This is a genomic window from Streptomyces sp. LS1784, assembly GCF_020103755.1.
In the GTDB taxonomy this organism is placed as follows: Bacteria; Actinomycetota; Actinomycetes; order Streptomycetales; family Streptomycetaceae; genus Kitasatospora.
In genome coordinates this window covers 1-12,716 of sequence record NZ_JAHSQD010000220.1, presented here as the reverse complement: position 1 = coordinate 12,716, position 12,716 = coordinate 1, and the positions used below count along the sequence as shown (strand labels likewise).

Below are 12,716 nucleotides of genomic sequence, written 5' to 3'. Positions count from 1 at the left end.
GACGAGCCGGTGGGCGGGTGGCTGCCGTGGCTGTGCGCCGCCGCGCCGGCGGTGGCCGTGACCGCCTCGCTCCCGCTGCGCCGGCGAGCGGGCGGCGGCCCGTACACGGGGCTCTGCGTGTGGGCGGTGCTGCTGCTCACGGCCGTCTGGGGTGCGGCGTTCGCGACGGCCCAGGCCGTCCACACCGTCCAGGTGCGGATGCACGAGCCGCGCAGCGTGCCGGCGGTGGTGACGCACTGCCGGGTGACCGGCCGGCTGCCGGTGGAGGGCGGCGGCCTGGGCGCCAGGACGTACGGCTGCGCCTACCGTTGGAGCGTGGACGGACAGGAGTTCAACGAGGAGCGCCCGGTCGGCGATCCCTACCCGGACGGCCACGAAACCCGCGTCTGGCTGGAGGACGGCGGGCGGATGGTCACCGGCCGGCCGAGCCTGCTGGGGGTCCCGTTCTGGATCGTGCCGGCTCTGCTCGGCCTGGCCGCCGCGCCGTACTTCGCCTCCCGCCTGGCCGGTCGGGCCCGGGAGGCGGCCCTGCGAGGTTGACCGGTGCGACCGGGGCCGGGTCAGGTCCGCGGTTCGTCGTCGGCCCCGGGTACGCGCCGTACCCGGGGCCGCTGGAGGGCCTCGCGCACCGAATCCGCGAGGCCACCCGCCGACCGGTTCCCGGAGCCGACTCCATGCGGAGCCGAGCGATCAGCGCCGAGAATCCTTCGGGGGTTGACTCCGGAGCCGACCGCTACGCATCGCTGCGGCTCAGGAATTCGCCGACGGTCCGGACGAAGAACTTCGGATCGTCCAGCCACGGGAAGTGCACGGCACCCGGCTGGACGACGAACTCCCCACGTGGGAAGAGCGCCGCGACCTCCGCAGCCTTGTCCGGGCGAGGGGACGGGTCCAGCTCGCCCGCGAGCACCAGCACCGGCACGTCGAGCTCGGTCAGCACCTCACGCACCGCAGCCGCGTCGTCGAACGCGCCGGGACCGGGGTAGGCGTGAGCGGCCTCCTCGTTGTGACCGTCCTCGCCGGAGGCGGCGTGGGCCTCCGCCTCCGCGTCCCAGCGGCCGTAGATGAGGCGGTCCAGGAACCGCCAATCGTCCTTGGTCGCCTCCCCGGCCATCGCCCGCTCGAAGGCGGGCACTGCCTCGTCGTACCAGGGCTCTCCGCTGCGCAGCGCGAGCGCCTCGCGCCGTCCCTCCAGCGGGAACTCGATGCCGGCCGCCCGGGCCCGGGCGGTCACCAGCACCAGCGACCGGATCCGCTGCGGATACCGGCCGGCGTAGAGCAACGCGAGGTCGCCGGCGGCGGAGTGGGCCAGGACGTCGATCCGTTCCAGCCCGAGGTGAGCCCGGAGCGTTTCGATGTCGTCCACCTGCCGGTCGACGCGGTAGCTCGACGGGTCAGCCGGAGTCTCGGACTCCCCTGTGCCACGCAGGTCGAGCAGCACGAGCGAGCGCCCCGCGGCGGCCGGCAGGCCACCCAGGTCACCGAGGTAGGCGGAGGCCAGCATCGGGCCTCCGGGGAGACAGACCAGCGGATCACCCTCCCCCACGGTGCGGTAGGCGAGGCGGGTTCCGTCCGGAGCGGGAAATGTCGGCATCCGGTCATCCTGACACCGGCCACCCCCGCCCGCCACGGATTACCGGCCGGGGGCGTTCCGGAGGCATCCGGCCCCACAGGTCGTCCGACACCGACCACGGCGGTCTCTTCCCCGCGGTCTGCGCAACGAGCCGATGGACGAACGGACATGGGCGCTACGCGGTTCTGTTGGCTCCGCTAAGCGGCTTCGACCCGACTGTGGTCACCAGCCGTGACGGACCGCCCGGCCTGATCGCGTCGGGCGCGCGTCCGCTGCGGCGGGACCTGCTGTCCCGGGGGGACGCTCGCGCCGCGCCGGCCCTGCGGATCGGCGCCGGGCGTCCGGCCGGCGAGGTCGTCGCCCGGTGCGGCGGCCTGTGCCTGGCGCCGGCCGTCGTCGCCGGATGCGCCGAGGGATACGAGGAGTTCGCGGATGCGCAGGCCCATGTGCAGGGTGATGCGGTCCGCCCCGTTGTCCAGGTCGACCCCGGTGATCTCCTGGATCTGCCGCAGCCGGTAGTGCAGCGACGTGCGGTGGATCCGGAGTGCTTCGGCGGTCCTGGATGTCGATCCGGCTTGATCGAGGAAGCAGCGCAGGGTCGCCTCCAGGCGGTGTCCGCCGCTGGATTCCAGCAGGGCGCGCAGTGGCTTCGGGAGCAGTGACTCGTTCAGGGCGCGGTCCGGCAGTTGCAGGAGCACGGCGAGCTCACCGAGCTCCTCCCAGGAGCCGATGCCCTTCAGTCCGGGTATCCGGCGTGCCGCGCGCACTGCGACGAGCGCCTGCTCGTAGGAGGTTCGGGCGTCGGCGAGACCCGTCTGGTGGCCGCCGATGCCGATGACGGGAGGAGCGGCGGAGGCGTCCAGGCGGGTGCCGAGGACCTCCATGATGTGCCGGGACTGCTCCCGGAGTGCTTCCGGTGTCAACGGCCGGTCGGCGAGCTGGAGCAGGACGGCTCGGTTCGATGTGACCGCGAAGGCGCCGTGTGCCGATCGGGTACGCCGGAACCCCTCCAGCGCCCCGCGCAGTGCGGTCGCCGCCTGCCCGGGAGACACCGGGGAGCATGCCACCTGCACGAGGCTGACCACCGCGTGGGGGGCGTCCGGGAGCAGCGCGTCGTCCAGGAGCTGATTGCGGGACTCGGCGCGCGCAGTGGGGCTCGCTCCCAGCAACGACAGAAGAAGCTCCTGCTCCCTGGTCTTCTCGGCATCGGCCAGGACGTGATCGGCGTACAGCTGGCCGGCGATGGCGGGCGTTGCCCGGGCGATGGCTTCGGCTTCCTCCGGGCCCAGGGAGCCGTCCGGTGCGATGACCATCAGCAGACCGAGGAAGTGGCCGCGCTGACGCAGCGGCACGCAGTAGCGGGAATGCAGTCCGAGATCGTCCCGGCCCTCGATGAAACCCGGCCTGGACCACCGGGTGGCGCCCTGATCGAGGACGTGACGGACGGCTTCGCTGCTTGCCCGTCCCTGCAGAAGGCTGTGGACGCGTGCCGGGTCCGCGTCGTCGAAGTGCCGGCTCGAACAGATGCCCCTGACCGAGGGGCCGGCCAGGGCCACGGACCGGCGGAGCGACTCCGCGAGTTCCTCGATCAGTTCTCGCAGCGCGGCACTGCCGACGGGGGCTCGCCGCCGTTGTTCGGTCATGGCAGTCCTCATTCGTGGTCGTCCCGGTGCGGCGCGGGGCCGGCGGGCCGGGATCCGGCGGCGGCTCCCCGCGCACCGGTCCCGGGGCCCGGATCGCTCCGGTCCCGCTTGTCCCCGGGACACCGTGACACCGCGGCGATGCCCCACGGTGCACGGCTCTTGCCTGTGTCCGCGGGGATGGCCGGGCCGTCGTGCATCCGGTGCGGGACTGCCCCAGGCTGATCCCGCGGCCCGTTGCGAGTGGCCTGTGAACCGCCCCTGCGGAGGAGTGCCCGTGCACGAAGACGTCCACGTTCCCCGGGTGACGCCCGTCCTCGGGCGGCAGACGCGTGCCTTCGTCGAGTCCTGCCCGTGGCCGGCTCCCCCGCAGGCCGACGGCCTCGCGTCGAGGGAACGCATGGCGGCGCTGTGGGACGGCGGCGGCCGCGAGGAGCCCGATGTCGAGGAGGAGTGGCTGGCGGTACCGGGAAGGGACGAGGATCGCATCCGGGTGCGGATCCTCCGTCCCGCGGGTGCCTGTGAGCCGCTGCCGGTCGTGCTCTACCTGCACGGGCTCGGCTGGATGCTGACCGATGCCCACGCGCACCGGCAGCTGCTGGTGGACCTGGTGCTCGGAGCGGACGCGGCCGTGGTGGTCCCCGAGTACGACGCACCGGAGCACGCCCGCCACCCGGGTGCCGTCGAGCGGGCGTACGCCGTGGCCCGGTGGATCGCCGGGCACGGCGCGGGATGCCGACTGGACGGGAGCAGGATCGCGGTGGTCGGCGCCAGCGCGGGCGCCCAGCACGCGGCCGCGCTCACCCTCGTGGCGCGGACGCGCCGCGGCCCGCGCTTCCGTCACCAGGTGCTGGTCTGCCCGGTGACCGACGCGGCGATGGACACTCCGTCCTACCGCCAGTTCGCGGAGGGGTACTTCCTGACCCGCGCCGCCATGGCCGAGTACTGGCAGCAGTACGCGCCGGACCCGCGGGACCGCGCGCAGGGCGCCGTCTCACCGCTGCGCGCGCCCGTGCGATGTCTTGTGGGCCTGCCGCCCACGCTCGTCATCACCGCCGAGGCCGACGTCCTGCGCGACGAGGGTGAGGCGTACGCGGCACGGCTGAGGCAGGCGGACGTCCCGGTCGTGTCGGCCCGTTACCACGGCACGATCCACGGGTTCGTCCTCTTCGACCGGCTCCGCGGCACGGAGGCGTCCGAGGCGGCACGCATTCAGATGACGGATGCCCTGCACACCGCCCTGCATTCTTGAGGTCACCTGGGCCCGTCCACGGGGACGGCGGTGAGCGCCCTCGGCTGCGGCAGATGTCCAGGGTGGATGCCGCACGTCCCTCAACCAGGAGGCGGGCCTGCTCTTGCCAGGCGGCCCTGCGTGGTCCGCGGGGCCGCCCGGCAAGAAGCGCTTCAGCAGTTGGTCGGGAAGTCACCCGCCCGGATACCGGCGACGAAGGCCTGCCACGCCTTGGAGGTGAAGGCGAGGGCCGGGCCATGGGGATCCTTGCTGTCCCGAACGGGAACGACGCCGGTGAAGCCATCGGCCACTTCGACACAATCACCGTCGCCATTGCTGTAGGTGCTCTTGCGCCAGACGGTCTCGTCGGGTCGATCTCTCATGTGCCGTACTCCTCTGCGACGTTCCTCAACCAGGAGATGGCCTTCTCGGGTTGGACCGATGAGGCCATGAGTCGGTGGAATACGTCGTCATGTCGGGCAATCTCGGATTGCTCCTCGACGTACGTCTTGCTGGTGATCGTCTCGGAGTAGGCGACGCTGCCAACGATGTCACTGAAGGAGAAGATCGAGAACGATGAACCCATGGCGGCATGAGCACCAGCAGAGAAAGGGAGTACCTGCACAGTGAGGTTTGGGTGCTGTTCTGCCAAGTCGGCAATGTGCCGCAGCTGGCCTGCCATCACAGTGTGGTCGCCGATCAGGCGACGCATTACTGCTTCACCGAAGATCGCCCATATCTGAGGTGGGTCATGCCGATCGAGGATCCGTTGCCGTTCCATACGGAGGGCAAGCCTGCGCTCGACCTCTTCGATCGACTCTGCCGGCTTCATCGACCGGATGACGTTCCGCGCGTACGCCTCGGTTTGCAGCAAGCCTGGAACCAGCTCGCACTGGAAAGTGCGGATCTTCGTGGCATCGGATTCGAAGCCCACGTAGGCGCGGAATCGCTCCGGAACCGCCTCGCCGTACGCATGCCACCAGCCCTGTTGGCGGCTCTGGCGTGTCAGTCCGAGGAAGTGCTTCACCTCATCGGGTGAAGTGACGCCGTAGTGCGCCAGGAGCTTCGCGGCGTCACGCTCCTGCAGTGGCACCAGGCCGCTCTCGATGCGGCTCAGCTTCGAAGCGGACCAACCCAGCGCGGCGGCAACGTCCTTGGCGTTCAGATCGCGCGATGCGCGCAACTTGCCAAGCTCGCCGCCGAGCCTACGCCGCAGCACGGTCGGACTGCCCATGCGTCACACTCCCTGGCTGTTCGCTTCCTTGCATAGTTTGCCACCCCTTCCGAGGCCCAGCCGCGCCTCATGATCATGCAATTGCACGAGCGAAGCAGTTGCATGCAATTGCCCGGCTAGGGCAATCTACAGGGAGTAGTCCTTCGGGTCGCTTGAGTGACCACGGGTGGTCTGCTGCCGGGCATCCCTATGCCTCCGCCCGGCACCGCATGGCTTCAAACTTCATGCCTGGAAGGTGGATTCGCCATGTCCTCCCACTCCTCCACCACCTGGCTGCCGCGCAGCCGCCGCGCCCCCTCCGAGGGGCGCGCCCTCCTCGCCTCGCTCCTCGCCTCCACCCCGAACCCGGGGCTCTACCTCGACTCGGGGCTGCTGATCGTCTCCGAGCTCGTGACCAACGCCCTTCTGCACGGCACGCCGGCGGGGCACCTCATCTACCTCGCGCTCGACCTCGACCCCGCCCGCCTGCGCATCGAGGTGCACGACGCCCGGCGGGACCGCGAGCCCGTCCTGCGCGCCCTCACCCTCGACGGCGAGGCCGGGCGCGGCCTCCACCTCGTCAAGTCCCTCTCCATCCGGACGGGCTGCTCCCCGCGCAAGCACACCGGCAAGATCGTCTGGTGCGAGGTGGCCGCGTGAGGGCCGATCACGACGTCCGCGTGGAGATCCCGGGCCACCGCCCGCCCGCCGTCCACACCCTCAGCGACGACGCCCTCGAACGGATCTGGGCTTCGGTCTGCCACCTGCCGATGTCCCGCTTCCAGCACTACGTCCTGGAGCGCCGCCTCACCGGCCCCTGCGCCAGGCGCGACATCATCCGCGAGCTCGCCGACGCCCCCGTCCTCGCCCTCCCCCTCGGCGACCGCGAAATCCGCATCAGCTGGGCGAACTGACGCCTACAGCCACCCCCGCCGGGCCGCCTGGACCCCGGCCTGGAACCGGGTGGTGGCGCCCAGGTGGGCCAGCAGGGTGGAGACCCGGCGCACCACGGTGCGCCGACCCAGACCCAGCCGGCGGGCGATGGCGTCGTCGGTGGCGCCGCCGGCCATCAGGGTGAGAATCCGCCGGTCGCGTTCGTCGATGCACAGGTCGACCTCGGCCATGGAGGCGGGCACGGCCAGGCGCCACAGCGTCTCGAAGACCGCCGCCAGCGCGTGCAGCAGGCCGGAGGGGCGGATCAGCAGCGACACCACGCCGGGGCGGTCGTCGGCGGGCAGGGTGACGATGGCCAGGTCGTCGTCACCGATGGCGAGCTTGAGCGGCGGCTCGTCCAGGGTGCGGGCCTGCTCCCCCGCCTCGACCATCCGGGCCATGTTGGGCCCGACCACCGGGTCCTGGAACGCGCACCCCTGGTAGATCACGCGGTAGACGACGCCCGCGGCCATCCGGCGGCGCTGGAGCACCTCCTGGTCGAGGTAGTGGGCGGGGCTGCCGGAGTACGGCGGCACGTCGATGACCCGCACCCGGTGGCGGGCGGCCAGTTGGAGGCGGCGGCTGGCGGCCAGTACCCCGGCGGGGTCCTCCACCACCTCCAGCGCGCCGTAGCTGCCGGTGTCGCGGCGGGCGAAGCGGTAGAGCCGTTCCAGTTCGGCGCCGGCCCGGCGGGCGGTGGCCTGGCGCAGCGCGTCGTGTTGCAGTACCGCTTCGACCACCCGGGCGGGCGGCAGGGCCTCCCAGGCGTGGTCTCGGTCGTCGGCGCTGTCGGTGGTGTCGAAGGCCACCGCGACGCCCTCGTCGGCGAGGTCGCGCAGCACGGCCAGGACGGCCTCCTCGTCAAGGCCGCTCTCGCGTGCGAGTTCGGGTACGCGGGCCCGCGGCCGGCCGACCAGGCTGTGGTAGACGCGGCCGCGTTCGGAGTCCGGTTCCAGCACGTCGTGCACGACGCCCCCCAGTCATCGTGTCCCGCCGCCGTGTCATGTCCCGGGCGGGGCCGGGGGAGGCTACCCGCGCCGGCGGCGCACATGCGCCAGTGGCCCAGGTGCGCCGCCGGGTGCTCTGGCGTCCGGGCGGGGCCACTGGCAAGAGTTGTCGGTGATCAGTCAGATCACGGAAGGCCGAGGACGACCATGATCCACGCCCGGCTCCGGCGCGCCCGCGCGGCTCTCGCCGCCCTGGCCGCCTGCCTGCTCCCGCTCGCCGCACCAGCCGCGCCCGCCACGGCGGCCGGTTCCGCCGTCACCGGTCCCGCCGTACACGCGGAGGCCGACGGGCCCCCGCCGCTGAGCGACGGCTTCGGGCTGACCCAGGTCGGCGCCGCCACCGGCAGCGCCACCAACTTCGTCGTCACCGTCACCACCCCCCAGGTCGCCGGGCCGCACACCATCCGCATCCTGCTGCCCGCCGACTACGCGGCCCACCCCGACAGGCGCTACCCCGTGCTGTACTTCCTGCACGGCGCCTCGGACAACCCGAGCGACCCGGCGCTGGCCTACCCCGCGCTGACCGCCGCCCAGTCGATGATCACCGTCATCCCGGACGGCGGCCTGCGCGGCTGGTACACCGACTGGCTCGACCAGAACACCGCCGCCGGCGCGCAGAACTGGGAGACCTTCCACCTGAACCAGGTCCTCCCGTTCGTCGACGCCAACCTGCGCACCCGCACCGATCGCGCCCACCGCGCCGTCGGTGGGCTGTCCATGGGCGGCTTCGGCGCCCTGCACTACGCCCAGGACCGCCCCGACCTGTTCGGCCAGGTCCTCACCATGTCCGGCGCCAACGACCTGTCCACCGCCGAGATGGTCATCCGCGGCGCTGTCGTCGCCACCCTGACCAACGTCGGCACCGTGCTCTGCGGCCCGAGCGACGGCCGCCCCTGCGGCCTGGACTTCGGTCCCACCGTCTCCAGCGACGCGATCTTCGGCAGCCCGTACCCGGTGTTCAACGCCGACTGGCGCTGGAACGCCGCCGACCCGGCCTCGCGCCTGGGCCTGCTCGCCGACACCGGCATCGCCGTCTACACCGGCAACGGCAACAACAACCCCGCCGACATGGAGTTCTGGGCCGAGGGCACCGCCAAGCGCGTCAAGGACCGCCTGGACGCCCTCGGGCTGGCGTACCGCTACGTCGACTACGGCAACGGCGCCGGCTGGGGCACCGACTGCCACGGCGGCCACACCCCTGGCTGCTGGGCGCAGGACCTCGCGGACTACGTCCCGCGTCTGGAGGCGGCGTTCGCCGCCGCGCCCTGACGCCGGCCCTCTCCCGCACCTCTCCCCCGACGAAAGGACACCACCCTTGCCCGCCACCACACCCCTTGACCGCACCGCGCCCTGGCTGCGCCTGCTCGCGGCCCTCCTCGTGACGTGCTGCGCCGCCCTCGGCCTGACCGCCGCGCCCGCGCACGCCGCCCCGGCCCCGGCGCCCGCCCCGCTCGCCGCCTGCAGCACGCCGCAGCAGTGCCTGTCCATCAAGTCGCTCAGCAACGGGCGTCAACTCGACGTCCAGAACGGCAACACGGGCGACGGCGCCTACATCGTCACCAACTCCGCGCCCGGCTACCACCAGTCCTGGCGGCTGAACGTCGACCCCTCGGACTACACCTTCACCATCGTCAACAACGACACCGGCAAGTGCATCGACCTGGCCGCCTGGTTCGTCCCGGCCCTGCGCCAGCAGACCTGCGCCGGGCAGGCCAGCCAGCGCTGGTTCCTGCAGCCGGCTCCGGGCGGCGCCGCCGACGCCTTCATGATCCGCCACGCGGGCGACAACACCTGCCTGGACCTGCTGGCCGGCGCCCAGTACGACGACGCCTGGACCGACCAGTACGCCTGCAACGGCACCGTCAACCAGCAGTGGTCCACCGGCTTCCCGGCGGCCGCCCGCAATCTGGCCCTCGACCACGCCGCCAAGCAGTGCCAGAAGGACCCCGGCTCCTGCTCCTGGGCCGTGAAGAGCGAGGCCCCCGCGGCGCCACTGCCCAAGATCTGCGTCTCCTCGGTCTGGTTCAACAACACCAGCAGCGCCGCCCAGCAGAACTTCGCGGTCACCACCATGAGCGGCTGGTCCAGCACCCTCGGCGGCCAGATCGGGGCGAACATCGGCGGCGCGGCGCCTGGGGACGTCTTCAAGGCGGAGGTCTCCACCCAGGTCAACTACAGCAACGTCTGGCAGGGCTCGACCACCGTCAACAACAGCGTCACCGTCAACGTCCCGCCGCAGGAGTACGGCTGGGTCACCCTGGCCGAACTCGCCCGCAAGGTCACCGGCACCTGGACCTTCGACGCCCGCGGCATCCCGTGGACCGCCGACGACACCGTCACCGTCCCGCTCACCTCCGACCCGAGCGGCGGCGCGACCCTCTACATCGCCAACACCAGCCCGACCTTCACCACCTGCGCCTGACGAACACCGTCAGTTCCTCGGCCGCCGCCCGGACTTCACCGGGCGGCGGCCCCGCTTTCCGCCGCCTCGAACGGCCGGCGCCGGTCATCGGAGGCTCACCCGCTCCCCTGAGCATCGGCGTGCGCGGTCGCGAGGGTGACCATGTGGTGCATGGCCGCGACCGGGACGGCGGGGTTCCGGGCGGCGATTTCGGCGGTTTCGACGCAGTGCGGATCGAGCAGGCGCGTCACCAGCTCGTCCGCGGGCAGCGCCGGGTTGGTCGAAGCGGTTTCCCGCACGCCCCGATCGGGATCGGCGGACAGCCGGACCAGGGCCTCGGGGGCGGTCCGAAGGTCCCTGGCGGCGGCGCGGCGGACGCTCGGGTCGGAGTCCCGGCTGAGCTGTTCGGCGTGGGCGGCGGTGGAGGCCGGGTCGTCGAGCGCGAGCGCCCGCAGGCGCGGGTTCGGGTCGGCGGCGAGGCGCAGCAGGCCGTCACGGGGGAAGTTGGGGTGGTTGCGCGGGCGGCCGGGGAAGGAGAGGCTGCCGCCCCACCACGCCGCCACCTCCAGCAGCATCCCGGGCGGGGCGTCGTCGCAGGACTCGGCCAGGAAGAGCCGCACCACGCGGTCCTCGTCCCGGGCGAGCAGGGCCACGACGTCCGCGGGCAGGCGGGGTGCCCTGGCGACGCTGCGGCGGACCAGCAGCTTCGGGGAGGACGCGAGTTGACGCATGGCCGCGGCGTCCTCGTGCAGGGCGCCGATCCACCACAGGCCCGTCGTGACGTCCCCGGGCTCGATGTCGGGGGCCTCGGCGGCCATCGCCTCGATCTCGTCGGGGGTGGTGGGCGGCGCGGCGTCGGGGTGCGGGGCGCCTGCGGTGCCGCGGCCGCCGCCCGGCCGTGCCCGGGCCTTCAGGCACTGCTCGGCGAGCTCCGTGAACAGCCCGCGCCGGGGCGCCCCGGGCGAAGCGGCGACGAGCCGGTCCCACTGCGCCGGTGACAGGTGACCGGCCTCGGCGACGGTGAGGCGGACCTGCCGGGCCGGGTGGACGACCGCGGCGTCCAGGACGGCGTCGGGCAGGTCCTCGCGGTACAGGAACCAGTGCCGGCCGGCGTCCAGGAGCCGCAGGAGCAGGTCGGCGGGCGCCGCACGGTTGAAGCCGAGTCCGTCAAGCCAGGAGGAGCCTGTTGCGCGGTCGACTTCGGTGGCCGAGGTCAGCGCCGCCCAGGCGGGGGCGAGCGCGACGGGGTGTGTCTCTGTCACCGGCCGAAGCCTATGCCCGCCGTCCGCGCTTCGCCGGGCGGCGGCCCCTTGTTGCGCTTGTTCCGCCGTCCAGGAGGGCCAGCGCCTCGCGTACCGCCAGGCGGCCGGCGGTACGGAAGGAGTGCTCGCGCGAGTCGACCGGGTGCACGACGGTGTGGTGCACCACGAGCGCCAACGCCACCGGGACGCCGGGCAGTTGCTCGGCCAGTTCGGCGCGCACGCCCTCGGCCAGGGCGGTGTGGAAGCGCTCCGTCTCCCCGGGCTCCGGGCCGCCGTCGACCGTGGCGTCCGGGGCGGACTCGATGTGCAGGCCCTCCTCCCAGGGCTCGAAGTCCACGGTGACGATCGCGACGTCGCCCGGGCAGCTGGTCTGGTGGACGTAACGGGCCCGCACACCGCGGAGCGGGCGGGGCGGGAACGCGCCCTGCACGGCGGTCACCGGGTCGACGGTCAACGGGTCAGGAGTGCTCGATCTCGACGGAGGTGATCACCACGTCCTCGACCGGGCGCTCGTCCGCGGTGGGGGTGGCGGCGATCGCGTCGACCACGGCCTTGGAGGCGGCGTCGGCGACCTGGCCGAAGATGGTGTGGCGGCGGTTGAGGTGGGTGGGGGTGCCCACCGTGATGAAGAACTGCGAGCCGTTGGTGCCCGGGCCTGCGTTGGCCATCGCGAGCAGGTACGGCTTGGTGAAGAACAGCTCCGGGTGGAACTCGTCCGCGAAGGAGTAGCCCGGGCCGCCGGCGCCGGTGCCGGTCGGGTCGCCGCCCTGGATCATGAAGCCCGCGATCACCCGGTGGAACAGCGTGCCGTCGTAGTACGGGCCCTTGCCCGGCTCGCCGGTGCGCGGGTCGGTGTACTCCCGGGTGCCCTCGGCGAGTTCGGCGAAGTTGCGGACCGTCTTCGGCGCGTGGAACGGGAACAGCTCCAGGCGGATCGGGCCCGCCGTGGTGTGCAGGGTGGCGAACCGGGCAGTGGCCACGGGGTGACTCCTCGGGGTGCGGCTGGCGGACGGGGTTGTGTACGGCCGGTGCGGTGACCAGGGCCGTTCGGCTACCGCATCCTGGCACAGCCTCCGGCTTCCCGGCCGAACCGGGTGGGACGATCCGCACGTCACAGGGAGCAGGACGTCGAGCGAAGGGCGGGTGGCCGCGATGGTCGGTGCGGTTCTGGTGGGGGTGCTGGTCCTGGTCGTCGCGGGGTGCGGCTGCGTGGTGTGGGCCGACCGGGGCGGGCCGCGCTGGACCCGGGTGGTCGCGGCCCTCACCCTCGGCGCGGGGAAGGCGGTGCGCAGCTACCAGCGCAACCGGCCCCGCCAGGTGGGGAACAGCGGCGGGGACGGTGACTGAGCCGCCGTCCGGGGACGAGCGGCGGGGCCGTCGGGACATGGCGCGTCCCCGGCCGCCGGGGTGCGTGGCGGCCGGGGACGCGAGGGGGTGTCAGCTCTCGGTGGAACGG

Annotated in this window: 15 protein-coding genes; 7 read left to right on the top strand and 8 right to left on the bottom strand. The window is 72.8% G+C overall.

Annotated elements, in window-relative coordinates; genetic code table 11:
- The coding region (locus tag KS423_RS23825) for a hypothetical protein (RefSeq protein ID WP_224281691.1) at positions 1-540 on the top strand (540 nt) is incomplete at its 5' end.
- 193 nt (positions 541-733) lie between these two features.
- Here the strand turns inward: KS423_RS23825 and KS423_RS23820 are convergent.
- Together KS423_RS23820 and KS423_RS23815 are read right to left on the bottom strand one after the other, a co-directional pair.
- Complete coding sequence (locus tag KS423_RS23820) at positions 734-1,594, bottom strand: alpha/beta fold hydrolase (protein ID WP_224281690.1); 861 nt, start codon at positions 1,592-1,594, stop codon at positions 734-736.
- 176 nt (positions 1,595-1,770) lie between these two features.
- Positions 1,771-3,216, bottom strand: coding sequence for a CdaR family transcriptional regulator (locus tag KS423_RS23815; RefSeq protein ID WP_224281688.1), 1,446 nt, complete (start codon positions 3,214-3,216; stop codon positions 1,771-1,773).
- 274 nt (positions 3,217-3,490) lie between these two features.
- Between KS423_RS23815 and KS423_RS23810 the strand changes: the two genes are divergently transcribed.
- Positions 3,491-4,465 carry an alpha/beta hydrolase gene (locus tag KS423_RS23810; protein WP_224281686.1) on the top strand — a complete coding sequence of 325 codons (975 nt, stop codon included), beginning with the start codon at positions 3,491-3,493 and terminating at the stop codon, positions 4,463-4,465.
- Positions 4,466-4,617: 152 nt separating this feature from the next.
- Here KS423_RS23810 and KS423_RS23805 read toward each other — a convergent pair whose 3' ends face one another.
- Both KS423_RS23805 and KS423_RS23800 read right to left on the bottom strand, forming a co-directional pair.
- Complete coding sequence (locus KS423_RS23805; protein WP_224281684.1) at positions 4,618-4,827, bottom strand: DUF397 domain-containing protein; 210 nt, start codon at positions 4,825-4,827, stop codon at positions 4,618-4,620.
- Positions 4,824-5,678 (bottom strand): helix-turn-helix transcriptional regulator, encoded by an 855-nt coding sequence (locus tag KS423_RS23800; protein WP_224281682.1) that lies wholly within the window; start codon positions 5,676-5,678, stop codon positions 4,824-4,826. Before KS423_RS23800 ends, KS423_RS23805 begins: the two co-directional genes overlap by 4 nt.
- A gap of 246 nt (positions 5,679-5,924) precedes the next feature.
- On the opposite strand from KS423_RS23800, the gene KS423_RS23795 reads away from it, so the two are divergent.
- Both KS423_RS23795 and KS423_RS23790 read left to right on the top strand, forming a co-directional pair.
- Positions 5,925-6,317, top strand: a complete 393-nt coding sequence (locus KS423_RS23795; RefSeq protein WP_224281680.1) for an ATP-binding protein — start codon at positions 5,925-5,927, stop codon at positions 6,315-6,317.
- Positions 6,314-6,571, top strand: coding sequence for a hypothetical protein (locus tag KS423_RS23790; protein ID WP_224281678.1), 258 nt, complete (start codon positions 6,314-6,316; stop codon positions 6,569-6,571). The genes KS423_RS23795 and KS423_RS23790 overlap by 4 nt, the downstream gene beginning before the upstream one ends.
- Positions 6,572-6,574: 3 nt before the next feature.
- On the opposite strand, the gene KS423_RS23785 is transcribed toward KS423_RS23790, so the two are convergent.
- Complete coding sequence (locus tag KS423_RS23785) at positions 6,575-7,558, bottom strand: helix-turn-helix transcriptional regulator (protein WP_224281677.1); 984 nt, start codon at positions 7,556-7,558, stop codon at positions 6,575-6,577.
- 186 nt (positions 7,559-7,744) lie between these two features.
- On the opposite strand from KS423_RS23785, the gene KS423_RS23780 reads away from it, so the two are divergent.
- Together KS423_RS23780 and KS423_RS23775 are read left to right on the top strand one after the other, a co-directional pair.
- Positions 7,745-8,866 (top strand): alpha/beta hydrolase family protein, encoded by a 1,122-nt coding sequence (locus tag KS423_RS23780; RefSeq protein ID WP_224281676.1) that lies wholly within the window; start codon positions 7,745-7,747, stop codon positions 8,864-8,866.
- Positions 8,867-8,912: 46 nt separating this feature from the next.
- Positions 8,913-10,019, top strand: coding sequence for an RICIN domain-containing protein (locus KS423_RS23775; RefSeq protein ID WP_224281675.1), 1,107 nt, complete (start codon positions 8,913-8,915; stop codon positions 10,017-10,019).
- A gap of 95 nt (positions 10,020-10,114) precedes the next feature.
- Here KS423_RS23775 and KS423_RS23770 read toward each other — a convergent pair whose 3' ends face one another.
- The 3 genes from KS423_RS23770 to KS423_RS23760 are packed head-to-tail and all read right to left on the bottom strand — an operon-like array spanning position 10,115 to position 12,240.
- The gene (locus KS423_RS23770; RefSeq protein WP_224281674.1) at positions 10,115-11,260 is read right to left on the bottom strand and encodes a hypothetical protein; all 1,146 of its coding nucleotides are present in this window, start codon (positions 11,258-11,260) and stop codon (positions 10,115-10,117) included.
- Between the two features lie 10 nt (positions 11,261-11,270).
- The gene (locus KS423_RS23765; protein ID WP_224281673.1) at positions 11,271-11,699 is read right to left on the bottom strand and encodes a hypothetical protein; all 429 of its coding nucleotides are present in this window, start codon (positions 11,697-11,699) and stop codon (positions 11,271-11,273) included.
- A gap of 19 nt (positions 11,700-11,718) precedes the next feature.
- Positions 11,719-12,240 (bottom strand): peptidylprolyl isomerase, encoded by a 522-nt coding sequence (locus KS423_RS23760; RefSeq protein ID WP_224281672.1) that lies wholly within the window; start codon positions 12,238-12,240, stop codon positions 11,719-11,721.
- 172 nt (positions 12,241-12,412) lie between these two features.
- On the opposite strand from KS423_RS23760, the gene KS423_RS23755 reads away from it, so the two are divergent.
- Positions 12,413-12,607, top strand: a complete 195-nt coding sequence (locus KS423_RS23755; RefSeq protein WP_224281671.1) for a hypothetical protein — start codon at positions 12,413-12,415, stop codon at positions 12,605-12,607.
- The last annotated feature ends 109 nt before the right edge of the window (positions 12,608-12,716 follow it).

What these genes read in the sequence shown, in the direction of transcription:
- KS423_RS23820 (WP_224281690.1), bottom strand. Translation starts at nt 1,594, where the DNA reads ATGCCGACATTTCCCGCTCCGGACGGAACCCGCCTCGCCTACCGCACC.
- KS423_RS23815 (WP_224281688.1), bottom strand. Translation starts at nt 3,216, where the DNA reads ATGACCGAACAACGGCGGCGAGCCCCCGTCGGCAGTGCCGCGCTGCGA.
- KS423_RS23805 (WP_224281684.1), bottom strand. Translation starts at nt 4,827, where the DNA reads ATGAGAGATCGACCCGACGAGACCGTCTGGCGCAAGAGCACCTACAGC.
- KS423_RS23800 (WP_224281682.1), bottom strand. Translation starts at nt 5,678, where the DNA reads ATGGGCAGTCCGACCGTGCTGCGGCGTAGGCTCGGCGGCGAGCTTGGC.
- KS423_RS23795 (WP_224281680.1), top strand. Translation starts at nt 5,925, where the DNA reads ATGTCCTCCCACTCCTCCACCACCTGGCTGCCGCGCAGCCGCCGCGCC.
- KS423_RS23780 (WP_224281676.1), top strand. Translation starts at nt 7,745, where the DNA reads ATGATCCACGCCCGGCTCCGGCGCGCCCGCGCGGCTCTCGCCGCCCTG.
- KS423_RS23755 (WP_224281671.1), top strand. Translation starts at nt 12,413, where the DNA reads ATGGTCGGTGCGGTTCTGGTGGGGGTGCTGGTCCTGGTCGTCGCGGGG.